General features: G+C 48.8%; 17 protein-coding genes and 6 tRNA genes. 15 read left to right on the top strand and 8 right to left on the bottom strand.

Annotated features, from left to right (window positions below):
* Window position 1: 1 nt before the first annotated feature.
* The gene (locus tag BZG25_RS09880) at window positions 2-1,510 is read right to left on the bottom strand and encodes a M28 family metallopeptidase (protein WP_077639012.1); all 1,509 of its coding nucleotides are present in this window, start codon (window positions 1,508-1,510) and stop codon (window positions 2-4) included.
* 324 nt (window positions 1,511-1,834) lie between these two features.
* Here BZG25_RS09880 and BZG25_RS09875 point away from each other — a divergent pair.
* From BZG25_RS09875 to BZG25_RS09855, 5 genes are all read left to right on the top strand, one after another.
* Window positions 1,835-1,908: transfer RNA gene (locus BZG25_RS09875), tRNA-Cys, on the top strand.
* A 28-nt stretch (window positions 1,909-1,936) separates the two neighbouring features.
* Window positions 1,937-2,013: transfer RNA gene (locus BZG25_RS09870), tRNA-Met, on the top strand.
* Between the two features lie 151 nt (window positions 2,014-2,164).
* Window positions 2,165-2,240, top strand: a tRNA-Gly gene (locus tag BZG25_RS09865).
* Window positions 2,241-2,277: 37 nt separating this feature from the next.
* Window positions 2,278-2,354: transfer RNA gene (locus tag BZG25_RS09860), tRNA-Met, on the top strand.
* A gap of 36 nt (window positions 2,355-2,390) precedes the next feature.
* Window positions 2,391-2,466: transfer RNA gene (locus BZG25_RS09855), tRNA-Gly, on the top strand.
* A gap of 25 nt (window positions 2,467-2,491) precedes the next feature.
* On the opposite strand, the gene BZG25_RS09850 is transcribed toward BZG25_RS09855, so the two are convergent.
* A complete protein-coding gene (locus BZG25_RS09850) occupies window positions 2,492-3,463 on the bottom strand; it encodes a sensor domain-containing diguanylate cyclase (RefSeq protein ID WP_077639011.1) in 972 nt (323 codons plus the stop codon).
* Between the two features lie 331 nt (window positions 3,464-3,794).
* Between BZG25_RS09850 and BZG25_RS09845 the strand changes: the two genes are divergently transcribed.
* Window positions 3,795-4,781: an arginine deiminase-related protein gene (locus BZG25_RS09845; protein WP_077639010.1), complete on the top strand. Its 987-nt coding sequence runs from the start codon at window positions 3,795-3,797 to the stop codon at window positions 4,779-4,781.
* 73 nt (window positions 4,782-4,854) lie between these two features.
* Here the strand turns inward: BZG25_RS09845 and BZG25_RS09840 are convergent, their stop codons facing one another.
* Window positions 4,855-5,214 carry a HopJ type III effector protein gene (locus tag BZG25_RS09840; protein ID WP_046075234.1) on the bottom strand — a complete coding sequence of 120 codons (360 nt, stop codon included), beginning with the start codon at window positions 5,212-5,214 and terminating at the stop codon, window positions 4,855-4,857.
* Window positions 5,215-5,396: 182 nt separating this feature from the next.
* On the opposite strand from BZG25_RS09840, the gene BZG25_RS09835 reads away from it, so the two are divergent.
* Window positions 5,397-5,487, top strand: a tRNA-Ser gene (locus tag BZG25_RS09835).
* 187 nt (window positions 5,488-5,674) lie between these two features.
* Complete coding sequence (locus tag BZG25_RS09830) at window positions 5,675-6,298, top strand: SagB/ThcOx family dehydrogenase (protein WP_077639009.1); 624 nt, start codon at window positions 5,675-5,677, stop codon at window positions 6,296-6,298.
* A 62-nt stretch (window positions 6,299-6,360) separates the two neighbouring features.
* Here the strand turns inward: BZG25_RS09830 and BZG25_RS09825 are convergent, their stop codons facing one another.
* From BZG25_RS09825 to BZG25_RS09815, 3 genes are read right to left on the bottom strand one after another with little or no spacing between them, the layout of a single operon-like run.
* Window positions 6,361-6,555: a 2-hydroxymuconate tautomerase family protein gene (locus tag BZG25_RS09825; protein ID WP_077639008.1), complete on the bottom strand. Its 195-nt coding sequence runs from the start codon at window positions 6,553-6,555 to the stop codon at window positions 6,361-6,363.
* A 14-nt stretch (window positions 6,556-6,569) separates the two neighbouring features.
* The gene (locus BZG25_RS09820; protein ID WP_077639007.1) at window positions 6,570-6,935 is read right to left on the bottom strand and encodes a nuclear transport factor 2 family protein; all 366 of its coding nucleotides are present in this window, start codon (window positions 6,933-6,935) and stop codon (window positions 6,570-6,572) included.
* 9 nt (window positions 6,936-6,944) lie between these two features.
* Window positions 6,945-7,550 carry a glutathione S-transferase family protein gene (locus BZG25_RS09815; RefSeq protein WP_077639006.1) on the bottom strand — a complete coding sequence of 202 codons (606 nt, stop codon included), beginning with the start codon at window positions 7,548-7,550 and terminating at the stop codon, window positions 6,945-6,947.
* A 119-nt stretch (window positions 7,551-7,669) separates the two neighbouring features.
* On the opposite strand from BZG25_RS09815, the gene BZG25_RS09810 reads away from it, so the two are divergent.
* The 3 genes from BZG25_RS09810 (at window position 7,670) to BZG25_RS09800 (ending at window position 10,077) form a co-directional block, all read left to right on the top strand.
* On the top strand, window positions 7,670-8,566 hold the full coding sequence (locus tag BZG25_RS09810) for a LysR family transcriptional regulator (protein WP_077639005.1): 897 nt from the start codon (window positions 7,670-7,672) through the stop codon (window positions 8,564-8,566).
* A 96-nt stretch (window positions 8,567-8,662) separates the two neighbouring features.
* Window positions 8,663-9,046: a hypothetical protein gene (locus tag BZG25_RS09805; protein WP_131826109.1), complete on the top strand. Its 384-nt coding sequence runs from the start codon at window positions 8,663-8,665 to the stop codon at window positions 9,044-9,046.
* A 146-nt stretch (window positions 9,047-9,192) separates the two neighbouring features.
* Window positions 9,193-10,077 carry a sterol desaturase family protein gene (locus BZG25_RS09800; protein WP_241828691.1) on the top strand — a complete coding sequence of 295 codons (885 nt, stop codon included), beginning with the start codon at window positions 9,193-9,195 and terminating at the stop codon, window positions 10,075-10,077.
* Window positions 10,078-10,223: 146 nt separating this feature from the next.
* Here the strand turns inward: BZG25_RS09800 and BZG25_RS09795 are convergent, their stop codons facing one another.
* Both BZG25_RS09795 and BZG25_RS09790 read right to left on the bottom strand, forming a co-directional pair.
* On the bottom strand, window positions 10,224-11,393 hold the full coding sequence (locus tag BZG25_RS09795) for an MFS transporter (protein ID WP_046075229.1): 1,170 nt from the start codon (window positions 11,391-11,393) through the stop codon (window positions 10,224-10,226).
* A 361-nt stretch (window positions 11,394-11,754) separates the two neighbouring features.
* A complete protein-coding gene (locus tag BZG25_RS09790; protein ID WP_046075228.1) occupies window positions 11,755-12,342 on the bottom strand; it encodes an outer membrane beta-barrel protein in 588 nt (195 codons plus the stop codon).
* A 249-nt stretch (window positions 12,343-12,591) separates the two neighbouring features.
* Here BZG25_RS09790 and BZG25_RS09780 point away from each other — a divergent pair, with 249 nt between their 5' ends.
* The 4 genes from BZG25_RS09780 to BZG25_RS09765 all read left to right on the top strand — a co-directional run bounded on the left by BZG25_RS09780 (window position 12,592) and on the right by BZG25_RS09765 (window position 16,179).
* Entirely contained in the window at window positions 12,592-13,299 is a 708-nt protein-coding gene (locus BZG25_RS09780) for a response regulator (RefSeq protein ID WP_077639003.1), read from the top strand.
* Between the two features lie 33 nt (window positions 13,300-13,332).
* Window positions 13,333-14,619: an ATP-binding protein gene (locus BZG25_RS09775; protein WP_077639002.1), complete on the top strand. Its 1,287-nt coding sequence runs from the start codon at window positions 13,333-13,335 to the stop codon at window positions 14,617-14,619.
* A 100-nt stretch (window positions 14,620-14,719) separates the two neighbouring features.
* Complete coding sequence (locus BZG25_RS09770) at window positions 14,720-15,487, top strand: glucosaminidase domain-containing protein (protein ID WP_108744023.1); 768 nt, start codon at window positions 14,720-14,722, stop codon at window positions 15,485-15,487.
* An 8-nt stretch (window positions 15,488-15,495) separates the two neighbouring features.
* Window positions 15,496-16,179 carry a YoaK family protein gene (locus BZG25_RS09765; protein ID WP_077639001.1) on the top strand — a complete coding sequence of 228 codons (684 nt, stop codon included), beginning with the start codon at window positions 15,496-15,498 and terminating at the stop codon, window positions 16,177-16,179.
* Window positions 16,180-16,408 lie beyond the last annotated feature (229 nt).

The raw sequence follows: 16,408 nt of genomic DNA, 5'->3' as shown, positions 1-16,408 counted from the left end.
GTTATTCAACAATCAAGCTGACGTCTTGGTAATCCCTATAGCCCCGAAGCAAGACTGAAAACTCGCCTGGCGATGCGCCATCAAACCGGCAGATTTCGTTATTTCCGCCTTGATAGGGGCGACAATCCCAATTATCAGCGCTAACTTGACCACCTTGTTTGACATAAAGGTCCACATCGCCTGTACCGCCGTAGGTGCGGATGACGACATCACTGGTGGTCTCTAACGGGTAGCGATAGGTGCGCTCGCTGCCACGATCCCCTGATATGTTGTTGATAGGCTGCCCAAGTTTGAGTTGATTACCCGGATTAGGCTGCGAGTCGGCGTTGGCTAGCTCTACCGTATAAGCAAGGCCTAGCTTAGTGAATTTGGTTGCATGACGTCCTTCGCTATCACTGTTGGCGAGTGTGTCGCGAGGGGTATGAATATTGGGATTGTAGTTATTGAATTTTGCTTCGAACGGCATGGCTGCAGGATAGCCTGCTTGATGCCAAGACGCGTGGTCGGAGCACGCATATCCGCATGTATCAAAGCCATAGCTAAGTGTAGGCAAATAGGTATCGAGTAATTGAGTGAGATACTGGGTGAGCCCGCTATCGGTATAATCGGTAATAAAGATAATATCTTCTGCTGAGCCTTGGTAGTTGGTCATATCAAGCTGCAACACGCCACGTACATCTTTGCCTTGTTGTTTAAATTGGTTAGCAATAGCTTGCGAGCCACGGAGTCCAACTTCTTCGGCGGCATAAGCGATAAAGGCGATACTGCGTTTGGGTTGAAAGTCATTCTGCGATAAAACCCGGATGATCTCTGTCACTGCCGCAATCCCGGAGGCATCGTCATCGGCGCCAGGAGCGATACTTTGCTCGTCTGTGCGTGCACCAATGGTGGAATCGAGATGCCCACCAATCACAACCCACTCATCAGGGCTTTCTGCGCCTTCGATAGTCATCATCACCGACGCTTGGTTATAACCACTGTGCGACACTTGAGAGATTGTCACACCGTTTAACTTCTGGGCGAGTGATTGCCAGCGTGCCTTTATCCAATCGGATGCTTGTGCGCCCGATGTCGTGGTGTAGAAGCGGTTGGGAAAGTCGGTCAGGCGATCGATGGTATTCACGATTAAACTTGATTGAATTTGGTCCAGCCAAGGTGTCACGAGCGCCTGCTGCTTGATAGCTGGTGGTGTAAAGCTTGCGCGGGACACCGGCATATTGCTGGCTGCCATGGCACTTTGTGCTGAGGTGTGCACGATGTAGCCACCACAGCGGTGGTGATTTTCATGCATCTCATGAGACAGCGCGGCCAGTTGCGATTCACTGACTTCACCTACCCATGCTTTGCCATTGCTTGCAACAGCGTGTGACAACATCGGTCTGGCGCCAGCGTGACGTGCCGTTTGTTGCGCATCAGCGCCAATGGAAATCCAGACTTTATCGTCGCCTTGACCCGCGTGGGCAAAGTTGGTGGCCAGCATGAGCGCGAGCATTGTCATTTTGTATTTCATGTTTCCTCCTTGATTTGAATAGTGTCGCATTACTCCTTGCAACCCATTCACTGTAGAGGAAAAAGACATGTTGTTTAAAAATTAAGACAGACACATTGCGGACATAAAACTTGTCACAAAAATGTTAATAAGAGATAAAATGAAAATGAAACAGGGAGTGAAGAATAAAAAGGCAAACCATGCTGAAAAGATCCGCAAACTGGGTGGATTTTGATGTTTTCGTTTGCAAAACAGGCAGCTGACACTTTTTTTAAATAATAAGTGTTGACTCGATCACGTTAATCCGTAGAATGCCTCCCCGTACTCAAGAGGCAGCAGCGTTAAGGCGCGTTGGCAGAGTGGCTATGCAGCGGATTGCAAATCCGTGGACCTCGGTTCGACTCCGGGACGCGCCTCCATGTTTCTCTTGGTGCAGTAAAATTCGGGCGCGGGATGGAGCAGTTTGGTAGCTCGTCGGGCTCATAACCCGAAGGTCGGTGGTTCAAATCCGCCTCCCGCAACCAATTTTAGGTTGCTGAAGAAGCACTTAACGATTGATCATAAGTCAATACGACCTTCGGTCGGTGCCGTTGCACGGCGCAAATTGCATTCCGCGTTAAATCAGCTCCTCGCAACCAATTTTACACAGCGTCATGCAACGCTTAATTGCATAAGGCGACATTAGCTCAGCTGGTAGAGCGCGACCTTGCCAAGGTCGAGGTCACGAGTTCGAACCTCGTATGTCGCTCCAAGTTTTGCCCACATCAAGCAACAATTGATGTTACGGACGCGGGATGGAGCAGTTTGGTAGCTCGTCGGGCTCATAACCCGAAGGTCGGTGGTTCAAATCCGCCTCCCGCAACCAATTTCACACAGCGTCATGCAACGCTCAATTGCATAAGCGACATTAGCTCAGCCGGTAGAGCGCGACCTTGCCAAGGTCGAGGTCACGAGTTCGAACCTCGTATGTCGCTCCAATCTCCATGCTTTCCCTCATCACCTTTACCCAATATGACGTGTCTCTTCAGGCACAGCGTAGCGCCTTGTATCACTTGTCGCGTCTAGAAGCATTGTTTCTAGCGTGACGGTTTCGTCAATCTGCGAAAAGTGGGCAAGGCCGACTGAGTAAATAAACGGATAGCGTTCTAAGGATAATCGGCGGCAAAGCCTGAGATAGACGCGATCCAATTGTGCTTCGACTGCATCGACATCCTGTTGAATCAATAATACCGCAAACTCACAGCCCTCTAGACGCCCAATCCAGCCTAAGTCACCGAACACATCCGTTAGACAGCCAGCAAATTCTTTCAGCACTTTATCGCCAGCGTGCTTGCCATAGCGCTGGTTCACGCCTTGTAACTGGCGAACATCAAAGTGTAATAACGTATGTTGATCTTCAATGACAACATCGTCTGTTAGATAACTGTTTACTTCTCGGTAAAAGCCACGTCGATTGAATACGCCTGTTAGCGGATCAATGACATTTTGTTGCGTCATTATCAATTCATGCTCGACGATACGCGCGAGGTCTGACAGCGCGCGCTGACAGGCATCCGTAAGCTCGCGAGGATGATGATCGATGACACAGAGCGTTCCAAGCAGGTGCTCGCTATCTAGGCTAAAAGGAAAGCCTGCATAAAAACGGATATAGGGAGGACCGGTTACCAAAGGGTTGTCAGCAAAGCGACGATCGTTGTGAGTATCCTCAACAATTAATGGCTCTAACTGCTGAATAGCGTGACCACAAATCGATTCGCTTCGACTTGTTTGGTTGACGGCTAAACCACGCTTGGCTTTAAACCACTGCCTCTGTTCATCGACCAAGCTAATAGCGACAACGGGGCAATCCGAGACATATGCAGCGACTCTGACAATCCGCTCAAATCTGTCTTCGTGTCCAGTGTCTAATATACCCAGATCGTGTAATGCGTGTAGTCTTTGCTGTTCATTATGAGTGGGACGTGCCGGTTCCATGCCTTTTCCTCCTTGTCGCTACTCCTATTGTAGCCAACCACACACAGGGTAGGGGCAATAATTGTTAGTGGCGGTAAATATCGTTAGAAACGCGAATGCTTTTGGTGAAAAATTCAATTAATTCAATCTTATATATAATTTTTTGTCGTTGATATTTTTAAGGGTGCGAGAGGCCGAAAAACTCAGTTTGTAAAAAACTTGTTTCAATGATATTTTCCATCGCTTATTCAGTATTCACACTGTTGGAAGAGGCGGTGACGCACCCGGATTGATCGCGTGCGTGACAGCGACTCTATACTCTTAGTACTTGTTGTTTTTAGAAGGTTTGCTTATGGCGTTTTTAGCGAGCTGTGATACCCAATATCCGCTGACTCATCCGCATGCGGCGTCTGCTGTGGTGATGGTGCCCCCGCTTCATTTTAAGTTTAATGCACAAACGAGTGAGGATAATGGTTTTCAGCATGCGCCGTCACTGCCGGATGAAGAAGTGAAAACGCGCGCGATGGCCGAATTCAATAACATGGTGATGATCCTCCGCCGCCACGGTATCGATGTGGTGGTCATGGAGTATCCAGAATCTGATCCTGCGACGCCTGATGCGGTGTTTCCCAATAACTGGTTTAGTACGCTCCCCAGTGGCGAGCTTTACCTTTATCCCATGGCATGCCCAAACCGCCAGCTAGAGGTGAAACCCGAGCGCTTAATGGCTGCATTGGACCGTGCAGGCTATGCCGTCAATCACGTACACAAAGTGAAGTGTCATGATAAAGACGATGCGTTTCTTGAAAGTACCGGCGCGATGGTTATCGACCATCTCAACCAGCGTGTTTACGCGGCGCTTTCACACCGTTGTGACAGTATTTTGCTAACTGAGTGGGCGGCAAAGGTGGGCATGCGGCAAGTCGTGAGTTTCAACACGGAGATGAGCGATGGCAATCCCGTTTATCATACCAATGTGATGATGGCAGTGGGCGAAGAGTTTGCCGTTGTGTGCGATGAGGTGATCGAAGCTGGGCAGCGCGACCTCGTGTGTAACACACTGAGCCAAGATAAAACCTTGGTATTCATTAGTGAGTCACAAATGAACCAGCTTTGTGGCAATATTCTACAATTGCGCAATCGCCACGGTGAATCGCTCATCGTCATGCCACTGTCTGCTTACAGTGCTTTTACCGAAGAGCAAAAACGCACGCTGCGCCAATTTGGTAAACTGGTACCTATCGATGTCAACACGATTGAAACCGTGGGTGGGGGAAGCGTGCGTTGTATGATGGGAGAAGTCTTTCTACCTCGTCACCAAGCCGCGATCTCGGGTTAAAGGCCTTGGTTAAAACGTCGGTTTGATAGGCAAAACGGCGACGAATAGTCGCCGTTTTACGTTGCTATTCAGGCTATGAGTGCGCGCGTGTTTTGGCCTTGAGTGGCATTTTGTCAAACGAGACCCCCTTCCATCCGGTGACCATAAAGTTACGAATGTTTTTGTGATCCGTCCCCGAAGGATTGCTCAGCACGTCTTCGCGATAATACCCCCCAAAGCAGGCGAGCGTCTGCGCTTCCGTGAGCTCATGAAGTTGGCAGAATGCGAGTACTTTGCAAGAGCCTGTGTTCTGGCCTGCTTTATTGGCGAGATCACCGTTAGTGAATCGAGTAGGGGCGTAGTCGTAATGTGCATCTATCACCGCCATTGTCTCGTCAAACATTACCATATCTGGGGTTTGCGTGACTTTGGCGAGAAAGCTGTCTAAGGTCATGTCGGTTCCTGAGTTAATAACATGCGAGCTCTCGTCGAGAGTATATGCACGTTGTACCAACTTGTTTAACCAATGTGAAGCCAAGCGACGCGAGTAATGGATAAATATCCATCACTTAAACCAAAATTTTTGTTGCAGTGCTTTACATTAACTCGGGCCAACATTAGTATGCCACCCTGTTCGGAGGGATGGCTGAGCGGTTGAAAGCACCGGTCTTGAAAACCGGCAAGGGTTAATAGCCCTTCCAGGGTTCGAATCCCTGTCCCTCCGCCACATATCGAAAAGCCGCTGAGAAATCAGCGGCTTTTTTGATCGTGTAAAGACAGATCCCATCAACATATTCAGCACCTTGTTCTGACCCTAAATCTTCCTATTTGATACCGTAAGACGGGTATTGCACTGCTTGGCCGCGTTTTTGATTTAGAAAGGAAACCTGATTACAAGCTACAAGGAGGCATTGATGAGGGTAACGCTACCGGCACCAGAACTACAGGACTCCGATTCGTTAGTTCACTGTATTTTGTCGCGTCGCAGTATTCGGGAGTATGCAGACGATGCGTTATCGCTTAGCGTGCTCTCTCAGTTACTTTGGTCTGCGCAAGGTGTCACGGGCGCCAATCACAAAAAAGCGACCCCCTCTGCTGGAGGTCTTTATCCCCTCCATATTAGACTTGTTGTCAATCGTGTTGCCGGGCTGGCTGCTGGATTGTATGACTATCATAGCGACAGCCATTCGCTGGAACATGTTGAGAGCGGTGTACCGCGCGATATGCAGCACCTTGGTATCGGAAATCAGCCATGGATAAGCGAGGCGGCGGTCGTCATGGGGGTGGCGGCAAAGCTTGAAGAGACCATGCAGCACTTTCACTCACAGCCCCCTTTAGGCGAACGTGGTGCACGCTATGTGTATATGGAAAGTGGCGCATTGGCGCAAAATGTTCACCTACAAAGCACAGCACTGAACGTCGGCTGTGTGCTGGTTGCTGGGTTTGATGATACCTTGACCAAACACGCGCTGAAATTAGCCGATAACTTGGCGCCCACTGCGTTACTGTGTATCGGCCATTTGGATGCATCGTCTTGATCGATAAGCGATGACGCTCGGGAAGGTGAGTCTGTTCGCTTTCCCGAGCGGAGCACATCATTCTATTTCCGTCGCTCTTTCACGGAATGGTAGCCAACTCCCCAATTGTTTAGGCTGACCTCCTCAATGATCACGAACGTTGCCTCTGGGTTTTTGTTGAGTGTATCGACAAGTAACTGTGTCGTGCCTCGGATTAGCTGTTGCTTTTGTTCGTCTGTTACACCTTCATCGGTGATTTTGATGTTTACGTAAGGCATATCATGCTCCTATGTCATGAGGGATAGTCTGCATACATCTTGCTGACAATTGTCCATTGATTGTTTTCTCGAACCAGCCCGAGGTAGTCCAGATAGTGTTGGTCGAGCAACGGGCATGAGACCTTAACCATTGCTTGATTGCCCATTACTTCAATGGCTAACACTTGGTACGCGAATGGATAGCCTGCGTCCCGAGGAGTAGGGCGAGTGCGCACCAGCTGCAACCATTGATCGCGTGTGCGACGAATACCGGGTGACATCAACACGATTTGAGGGTCAAAAATGCGTGCCAACTTCTGCGTATCCGCGTGATGTAATCCCTCAAAGTACTGCTGTACGACATCTAACACGGTAAGAAAAGCACCCGACTCTTGTGTCATAGGAACTCCTTATTGGCTATTTTGTTGTTCAGCGTTGACTGAAGCGATAAAGCTTGGTCTGGATTGTACGCGAGCCAACATCGCTTGGGTGTTAGGGCCTAGTTGAATATCCACTGGGAACAGTGCGCCCCATTGCGCATAAACGGTTAGCATAATATCTGCTGCAGAGACCTCATCGCCGCCCAAATAAGGCTGAGATTGCAGGCGTGACTCTACAATGTGCCATAGTCGAGATATCTCTTGCGCGGCCGCAGAAAACAAGGTGGTGAAAGGCTCGGATTCTGTCGCGTGCTGGTTAAGAAAAAACAGACGGCCATAGGCGGGATGCATAGTCGCATTAGCGAACATGATATCGGTTAACGCTTTTTGCTGATTATCGGCATCCGTTGGCATGAAAGGGGAAGGATAGGTATTAAGTAAGTGCCACATAATCGCGGCGCCTTCGGTTAACACGTTCTCTTTGTGCAATAACGTCGGGACGGAATTGACTGGATTAATCTCGCTTATCGAGTCAACGTTCATTTTATTGATCAGTTCAAAAGGTTGGTCTAGTTCGCGCAAGATGACTTGTGTCGCAAGAGAGCAGGCGCCAGGAAGATAATAGAGTGTATACATTGAAAAGCTCCATTGATTGTGTGATGGGTTGTCGTTGTTGACATAACGACTATAGAGCTTGAGGTTGTGTGAATATATACGCACAATGAGAATGAATTGTGCTTAATTTGAGAATAATAATGGATAAACTACGAGCGATGAGGCTGTTTGTTCGCGTAGTGGAAATGGGCAGTTTTACACAGGTAGCCGATGAGTACAGCCTAGCTAAATCACTCGTGAGTAAAGAAATAAGCCGTCTTGAATCGTCGCTAGGTGCGAGGCTGTTACAACGCTCAACGCGCCGATTAAACCTTACACATGTTGGCGAAGCGTATTTGCAACAGTGTCGAGAGATCTTAGATAAATTGGATCAAGCTGAGTCGTTGGTCCAGCAAAGCCATACCCAGCCCAGCGGAAAGTTAAAAGTGACCGCCTCGATGACGATGGGGGTGACCATATTAGGAGAAGCCTTTGCTGAGTTTATGCTGCGTTACCCGGCAGTTGAGCTGGAAACTGTCTTGAGTGACGACACGCTTGATCTTATTACCAACGGCTTTGATATCGGGTTTCGAGCCGCAAGCCGGTCGTTTGACTCGAGTTACGTAGGAAAACCGTTGACGACATTCCGTTATCGAATTTGCGCATCACCCGCATATCTTCAGGCCAATGGTGGCATTGAGCATCCTGAGCAGCTTACCGAACATAACTGCTTTGAATATAGCTATTTTCGGGGCCGAAATACTTGGCCTATTGGCACTGATGGCGGGGTAGATATTGGTGGGACGCTCAAAGCGAATAGTACGCTATGGATTCTTGAGGCGGTTAAAAAAGGTCTTGGCGTAGGCTTTTTACCCGATTTTGTTTGCGATAACGCGTTACAAGATGGCGAAATTGTCGAAGTGCTCGACGACTTTCCGCGTCCAGAATTAACGCTATATGCGTTATACCCTAACCGACAATTTGTTCCTCCACGCGTGATACATTGTATTGAATTTATGGAACAATGGTTCCAGAAAAAAGTAACATCTAGGCTGTAAGTTTTGAACCCAGCTGGCATTTTTGCCTTCAATGACTGGGTTTTTAAACGCACGGTTATACTATTACCGCCCTTTAACAGACTGAGGGGTGAGAAAGTGAAAAAGGCACTTGTACTGCTGTGTGGTTTTGCTTTGGTTGGAAGTTTCGTACTCCCTGAAATTTACAGAGAAATCATGAGGAACGATTTAGATTATGCTGCCATCTTGTTGATGATGCTTTATGGCTTCATGATGGTGATGACAGAGTTCGCACGCTCTCCTCAGATTTCTAGAGTCGTAAATATCATCATTTACATTATTTTCGCCAGTCTCTACTTACTGATATTGATGGCTTACCGGACAAGTAATGATGTTCCGGCAATTTTTAGTCTGTTTGCGTTGGTTACCGCAGTGTTCATCTTTAATTTGATTAGAACAACCACAGAGATTGAAAAAAACAGATTTCAGCCAGCAGAGAATGCTCGTGACTTGGAAGACTGAGCCGTGCAATGTGTGTTCATAGCGGGCGAGAAGCTGCTCACATATCACCCTTATGTGCGCAAACTAACAGCTTGGTGATGCTTTTCCTTACAGGTTGGGCAAAAACACCTAATATGTTAAGAAATTGTACTGTGCGATAAAGGCCCGTGACTGAACTTATCTCTCATCCAGAGTGGCTACTGCTTGTGCTGGCCCCCGTGTTTTTCTTATGCATGTTGGGGGAGTACTGGGTAGCGCTGCGCCGCGGAAAATTGGGCGATAATGCCCGTTATTACGTGCCGGAAGTGCTTTGTAACTTTACCTTGGCGGGGCTGCATCAAGCTGCAGATTTACTGACCGGCTTGCTGATTGCCAAGGTCTATTTGTGGTGGTTTGGCTGGCGGCTGTTCGACATTGAGATGTCGGTGAGCCTGTTTTTATTACTGATGATCGCGCAGGATTTTTGTTACTACTGGTTTCACTGGGCCAGCCACCGTATTCGTTGGATGTGGGCGGCGCATGTGGTGCATCATAGCTCTGAGCGGATGAACTTTAGCACCGCGTTTCGCCAAAGCTTAATGTACCCGCTGGCAGGGATGTGGCTGTTTTGGTTGCCCCTGGTGGTGATTGGGTTTCCGCCGCAATGGGTGGTGTTTGTTGTACTGCTGAATTTAGGATTACAGTTTTTTGTTCACACTCAATGGATAAAGACACTCGGGCCTGTGGAGTGGATTTTTAACACCCCGTCTCATCATCGTGTCCATCATGGCGTGAATCCTCAGTATATCGACAAAAACTACGCGGGCATTTTAATCATTTGGGACAAGTTATTTGGCACCTTCGAGCCGGAATCTGAATCGGTTCGCTATGGGATCCCTAAGCCAGTGAACAGTTTCAATCCTCTGGTGGTGACCTTTGCCGAATGGCAACAAATGTGGCGAGACGCCACGCAGCCCGATCTGAGCGTTCGGCAACGATGGCAGTGCTTGTTTGCGCCGCCAGAACAAGCACAAAATCACACGACACACGAGCAAGTATCACGTAAGACGTAGTGGTTTGCTTCCTTGCTGCAAGCGAACATATTTTGAGAGTATAACTCCTTATGATCAGATGCTAACAACACCATCTGTAGCACTCCTTCTTATCGAGACAAGTATGCGTAACGTTTAAGAGATGAGCCGAGTTGACTCTTGTCTGGCTAAGCGCTTTTGCACTCTTTTATCACGGAGTGAGTGTTATGGCGTAGAATCCCGATTTGAATAGCGATTGCTACGCCACCAACTGCCGCGGCGGCATAGACAAGCTGAGTCACCGAGAGGCCGTGGCCGAGCCACAGCCCTCCCAAAAGGGTGCCCACCGCACCACCTAGGTAGTTTGATGAACTATTGAGCGCAACAACTGCGGCACTTTGCTCCGGTTGGAGGCTTATCAGTGTGTGTTGCTGTGGCGCGAGCGACGACCAACCGGCCGCACCCCATAAAAAGAATGGCACAAAGGCAATGATTGAGGACAGCGCCAAGCTACTCGGAATGCTCAAGATGGCCACGGACATGAGCGTTAGTATCCCGAGCAAGATGGCTCGTGGGTGTTTTACCCAGTCAATTAAATGGCCGATGGTGAAGCTGCCCACCATGCCGCCTAGGCCCCAAACCCATAAATATGGCGTGAGGTTGGTTTGTTGTGTGATTCCCGTAATGACCGGTGCGAGGTAAGAATAGAGCCCCAAGCTAGCGACAGCCGTCAAGAAGGTGACCGTAATGGTCATAGACACCGAGCGACTGGCGAGTAACGCGACGCGTGCTTTTAGTGATGGCGGCGGGGCGACACAGATCTGAGGAACACCCAGCACCAGGCCAATAAGCCCAATGATCGCGATACCGATCACGACGGCGAAAACGCCTTGCCACCCAAGCCAAGTCGCCAGAGCAAGACCAGCGGGAACCCCGACAACGGTACCCGCACTCATGCCACCCAACAACAGCCCTAATGCACGCCCCTTCTTATCTGCAGGCACCAAAGAGGCGGCACTTGCCGCCGCTAAAGGCGAGAAAATGCCTGCCCCTATGCCGGCAAGCGCGCGGCTTGCTAGTAACATGGTTAAGTGCGTGCTGAAAATGGTGACAAGATTAGCGGCGATAAACATCAGCATCGATAACACGAGTGCCTTTTTGGTCGGAAAGCTTGCCAACAATGTCGCCAGTATTGGTGCGGAAAGGGCATAGCACAACGTAAAGGCTGTGACCATTTGCGCTGTCTCGGCTTCAGTGATCTGAAAACTGGTGGAAATTTCCGGAATAATGCCCGCCACGACATAGGCATCCATACCGAACGCAAACATCGCAATGGGTAAAAATAAAATGTTTTTCATGGTCATCCTAGCGCGTGAGTCTTTATGATGCCTAGGAAATGTAACAAAGTGTTACTTAAGCGAAAACGCTAACCAGCAAATATAGGTAGAGGAGCAGGCAAGTATTTTTTACAAGGCAAACAATTAACTATGATAGGGGGGCTATGAATCGGCCGTCATGTTAACGGCTGGTCGAGTTGGCACTTAGAACTGAGATTTAACCAGCCATCGCTTGTCACGCATCGTTATCACCGCTATTGAAAGAAAAATAGGCACCCACTGAGTGGATGCCTATTTGGATAAGGGGGCGAGATAGTGTCTTTGTCTTACCTTAAACGGTCTGTCCGAATAAGTTTAGCCAACTGTCGTCTATAATCGTTTGTTAGAATTTATAGTTAACGTCGAGGTAAAACACACTTGGGTTCTTGAAGGAAATACCCTCCGCATACTTTTGTTTCGTTAAGCCGTATTTATGGCCGCCTTCCAAAGCGATACCGGAGTCAAAACGATAGCCAAGTCCGAGATTGACGTCGCTCGCTAGGCCAGAGTCTCTGAGGTTATAGGTGTCAGTCCCCTGAGCATCTTTGTCCTTAATTTCTAGCTTACTGCGTTGGTAGCCTAGCGTACCACCAGCAATACCGTACAAATTGTCAGTGAACTCGTGGACATAGTCTAAGCCCATACCGAATTGATAGTCAGTATTTTCCAACGAAAGCTCTTCATCTGCAGCTTTGATCGTTGACTTGCTCGACGCGCCCGATTGCCAGTAGCCGTAGGTGCGTACTGAGTCAGTGATATACTTACCGCCATACAGCTTGACTGTTCCTCGGTCCTCAAGATCACTTTTGAACTCACTGCTATCTAAGCCACTCACATCAGCGCTACCAGCTCCAAATTCCATTCCCATATAAGAAGAGGCATAAGCCGCCGGTGCGAGAATCAGTAAAGCTAAAGGTGCTAATTTTTTCATTGTAAAGAACCTATTATTCGTCGTAGGTGTTTTTTAAGAACGTATGACTTATAGTCATTGCTTTTTGGAACGTTCGCTTAAAGGGGGAACGTTTGAGTGGTACTTTACGGCTGAAGAGCGCGGTAATGTATCTGCAGAGTGTCATGATTTGTCGTATAACTGTCGTGGTATCTACGCCTGTAGACGCACAGAGTTTTTAATGATTTATACCAAGGCTTTTCGTTTGTTTATTTTTCTAGGTCAAGATTAATGGAAGAGAAACTGCACTTAGTGGTTGTCGAAGATGACCCCAAAATGCGAGAAATGCTGACAGAGTATTTTGAAGCACAAGATTATCGCGTAACGGCACTTGCTGAAGGAGCAGGGGCGGCTGACTATGTTATTTCCGCACAACCTGACTTGGTTTTACTCGATTTAATGTTACCCGGTGACGATGGACTGACAATTTGTAGACAAATCCGTGATGGATTTAGAGGCAGAATTGTGATGCTAACCGCTAGTGATGATGATTTTGATCATGTGGCAGCACTAGAGGTTGGCGCGGACGATTTTATCAGTAAACCGATTAAACCTCGGGTATTGATGGCTCGTGTAAGAGTGCAACTACGCCAGCTGAGAGACGACACTGCAGCCGCCTCGTCCAAACCCAGTGTTCTTAATTATGGTGTGTTGGCACTCAATGAGGCGAGACGTTACTGCTCGTTAGATGATAAACCCATTGCGTTGACAGACAGTGAATTTGCATTGCTTTGGCACCTGGCAAGTCAGCCTGACGAGGTACATACAAGAGATACGTTAACGCGTGCATTACGTGGTATTGAGTATGACGGTGTTGACCGAACGGTGGATAATAAAATTGTGACCTTGAGAAAAAAACTGGGTGATACGTCCTCCAACCCCCAAAAAATTATAACAGTACGTGGAAAAGGTTACTTGTTTGTGCCTGATGCATGGTAAATGCATAACAGAAATATGTATGAGTGGTGAGTAATGCGTCGGATATATTTAGAGTTCTTCTTTGGGTTGATCGTCATTTTTATGGTGAGCTCATTGACCTACGAATACCTTGTGTATGAACTGACGGAAAATTATGAGGCGACCTTGGCGAAGCGACAGGCTGAAAGTGTCGTTGATATGTTAGCGTTGATTGAGTCACAGGCGGGAACACAAGAGGCTTTAGGCGCGCTAAAGGATTATGCCGATAACGTCGAATATTCATTATCCGTACACAAGCTTGGCAACATTCCCTCTCATTTGAATGAGGCATTTTCCCACCAACTCGATCCCTCCGCGGTGTTTGATGATAAAAACGAAACCTTATGGTTCCGCCTGGCCGATAAGGAGCGAATCTATAGCTTACGAACCGCGGTGGGTTCCGAGCTACATGGGGCAATAGAGTTTAATGAAGATCTGCTGTTTGTTTTTCTCTTTTTGGGGTTCGCCCTCTACAGTTTTTTCATGGTGCGGTTTCTCAGCCGCCGAGTACGGTCACTCGAGCAAGCGGCTCTCCAATTTGCCAACGGAAATTTACAAGCGCGGGCGTCAACAAAGAGTCAGTATACCGTGGGTAGTTTAAACGCGACCTTTAATCATATGGCAGACAGAATTGCGAGTTTGGTCAGTAGTCGTCGAGCGCTAACCAACGCGGTTGCGCACGAATTGCGCTCTCCTTTATTTCGGATCCAATGGCAAGCTGAATTGTTGAGTGAGAGTCAACTGGGCCCCAAGCAGCAAAAAAAAATCGTCAGTATCGTTGAAGATACCGACGAAATGGTAGGGTTGATTGATGAGCTTCTTTATTTGGCACGTGTTGATCACCCTAATACACCTTTTAGCCCGGAGAGATTGAATACTTCGGTGTGGCTACACGATGAATGGCCGCGTTGGCAAACGCTGAGCAATAAGTCTGTGATTTTGGATGCACCGCAAGACTTGCCTTGCATTGAGGCCGATCCGCACCTGCTTAAACGCGTGCTTACCAACTTAATCGGTAATGCGGAGAAGTATGCGACTAGTCAAATAGCCGTGCGTGTATATTGTGAAGACACGCAGCTGGTGATTGCGGTACACGACGATGGTGAGGGCGTTGACCCGTCACATTGGCCGTTTATCTTTGATGCCTTTTACAGTGCGGATCGTTCCCGCGATAAAAAGCGTTCCGGCTATGGTTTGGGACTGGCGATCGTCAAACAAATTGTCACCCGCCACGGTGGCCATGTTGAAATCGACCATAGTGATTTAGGCGGCGCATGCTTTCGGGTCATCTTACCTTGTTAACATGATGTGACTCAGCCAGTGCTAAGTTGAAAGGGCGGCATTCGTCGCCATCAGGTATTTCGCGTATAATACCGCCCACATCGACAACACTAGGGGCACTATGAAACATCGTACCTTCGTCTTTATTGGCATGGCGATTCTTGCTGTGACCATCACCATTTTGATTTCGTGTCAGCGGCCCCAAGCTCCCCTTGTGCCTGATTTCCAATCCTTTGCCGCGGGGGCTGAGCGTAAGCAGGCGTTTTTTGATTACTTCACCCCTGTGGTTAATGCCATTAACAGCCAAGTACTGGCGGATCGCACCGCATTAATGGCATGGCATGCGCGTAAAAGTGAGCTAAGTAGCCGAGAAATAAAACGTGTCCGAGCGCTCGCCGAACAGTATGAGCTGGAGGGTTTTGATGTCGGCCAAGAAGCCGACTGGATGGCATTGATCCAACGGGTGGATATGATTCCTCCGTCGTTGGTGTTAGCGCAGGCGGCGAACGAGAGTGCGTGGGGCACGTCGCGGTTTGCACGGGAAGGGAATAACTACTTCGGGCAGTGGTGCTTTAGTAAAGGGTGTGGACTGGTGCCCAAGCAACGTGCGGAAGGGAAAGTGCACGAAGTCGCAGCGTTTGATAACCCGCAAGCCTCGGTACAAAGCTACATCAATAACTTGAATACCCATGCCGCGTACCAAGGGCTACGCGAGATCCGCGCCAGCTTGCGTGAGCAGAATAAACCGCTGTCAGGCGCAGCACTCGCCAATGGGCTGGTACGCTATTCAGAGCGTGGTCAGGCCTATGTGAAGGAGTTGCAAGCGATGATCCGCCACAACCAACTGGATAGGCTCGACCAGCCATCATCCTCATCCAATAACGACTAGGAAAGCCAATGATTACCCGTTTGCCTCGGTGGGTTGAAGCCGGGGCGTTTGTGTTAGCGCTGATCGCCGGTACCATCAATGCGATCGGTTTGTTGGGCTTTGAACATCAAGCCGTCTCACACGTGTCAGGCACCGCGACGCAATTTGGCTCGGGGTTGTTTGCCGGCCAGTGGACACAAGTTATTCAACTGGGTGGCTTATTGTTGGCTTTTTTCCTCGGTGCCGCGATTTCCGGGTGCTTATTGCATGGCAGCACGCTTAAATTGGGCCGCCATTATGACTCGGCACTGTTTGTCGAAGCTGGGCTGATTATGGTGGCGTTTTATTTTCTGTCTCGCGGGTTTGCCATCGGTCAGTTAGCAGCCTCGGCAGCGTGCGGCTTGCAGAATGCGATGGCGACCACCTACAGCGGCGCGATCGTGCGCTCAACCCATTTAACCGGCATCTTTACCGATTTAGGATTAATGCTAGGGGGCAAGCTGCGCGGCAATTCAGTGGATAAGCGCAAACTGATGCTCTTTTTACTGATCGCGTCTGGCTTTATCGTCGGCGGGGTAGTGGGTGCGGCGCTTTTTGCGCACTTCCATTTTGCTGCCCTGCTGTTTCCCGCAGGGTTATGTTTTGTAGTGGCACTGTGTTACCGCGGGTACATGACACGTCAGCGTTTAGTGGCTGGCACCAGTAGCAAGTAACTATACAAATCATTAACAATGCGCGTTTTCGCGCATTTTCTTAATGTGTTTGTTGTGCATCGCATTGAATTTGCCAACTTGACGGAGCCTTCGGTGCGATCGTCGGGCCTTTCCCTTGTAGCGGTGGCTTCCCGTGTCACCATTCGCGCGTCTTTTGGCGGCCAAAAGTTTGTCTTAAATCAAACAAGTGTGAGTTTGTGTTTCGAATTCGCGCATTGTGTGATGATCT

This window comes from Salinivibrio sp. ML198 (assembly GCF_001996015.1).
GTDB classification, from domain to species: domain Bacteria; phylum Pseudomonadota; class Gammaproteobacteria; order Enterobacterales; family Vibrionaceae; genus Salinivibrio; species Salinivibrio siamensis.
This window is presented reverse-complemented; position numbering and strand designations above follow the sequence as displayed.

Coding starts and splice junctions, on each gene's coding strand:
- BZG25_RS09880 (WP_077639012.1), bottom strand. CDS start 1,510: ATGAAATACAAAATGACAATGCTCGCGCTCATGCTGGCCACCAACTTT.
- BZG25_RS09825 (WP_077639008.1), bottom strand. CDS start 6,555: ATGCCTTACGTAAACATCAAAATCACCGATGAAGGTGTAACAGACGAA.
- BZG25_RS09820 (WP_077639007.1), bottom strand. CDS start 6,935: ATGACACAAGAGTCGGGTGCTTTTCTTACCGTGTTAGATGTCGTACAG.
- BZG25_RS09830 (WP_077639009.1), top strand. CDS start 5,675: ATGAGGGTAACGCTACCGGCACCAGAACTACAGGACTCCGATTCGTTA.
- BZG25_RS09850 (WP_077639011.1), bottom strand. CDS start 3,463: ATGGAACCGGCACGTCCCACTCATAATGAACAGCAAAGACTACACGCA.
- BZG25_RS09845 (WP_077639010.1), top strand. CDS start 3,795: ATGGCGTTTTTAGCGAGCTGTGATACCCAATATCCGCTGACTCATCCG.
- BZG25_RS09770 (WP_108744023.1), top strand. CDS start 14,720: ATGAAACATCGTACCTTCGTCTTTATTGGCATGGCGATTCTTGCTGTG.
- BZG25_RS09790 (WP_046075228.1), bottom strand. CDS start 12,342: ATGAAAAAATTAGCACCTTTAGCTTTACTGATTCTCGCACCGGCGGCT.
- BZG25_RS09815 (WP_077639006.1), bottom strand. CDS start 7,550: ATGTATACACTCTATTATCTTCCTGGCGCCTGCTCTCTTGCGACACAA.
- BZG25_RS09765 (WP_077639001.1), top strand. CDS start 15,496: ATGATTACCCGTTTGCCTCGGTGGGTTGAAGCCGGGGCGTTTGTGTTA.
- BZG25_RS09810 (WP_077639005.1), top strand. CDS start 7,670: ATGGATAAACTACGAGCGATGAGGCTGTTTGTTCGCGTAGTGGAAATG.
- BZG25_RS09840 (WP_046075234.1), bottom strand. CDS start 5,214: ATGACCTTAGACAGCTTTCTCGCCAAAGTCACGCAAACCCCAGATATG.
- BZG25_RS09795 (WP_046075229.1), bottom strand. CDS start 11,393: ATGAAAAACATTTTATTTTTACCCATTGCGATGTTTGCGTTCGGTATG.
- BZG25_RS09780 (WP_077639003.1), top strand. CDS start 12,592: ATGGAAGAGAAACTGCACTTAGTGGTTGTCGAAGATGACCCCAAAATG.
- BZG25_RS09775 (WP_077639002.1), top strand. CDS start 13,333: ATGCGTCGGATATATTTAGAGTTCTTCTTTGGGTTGATCGTCATTTTT.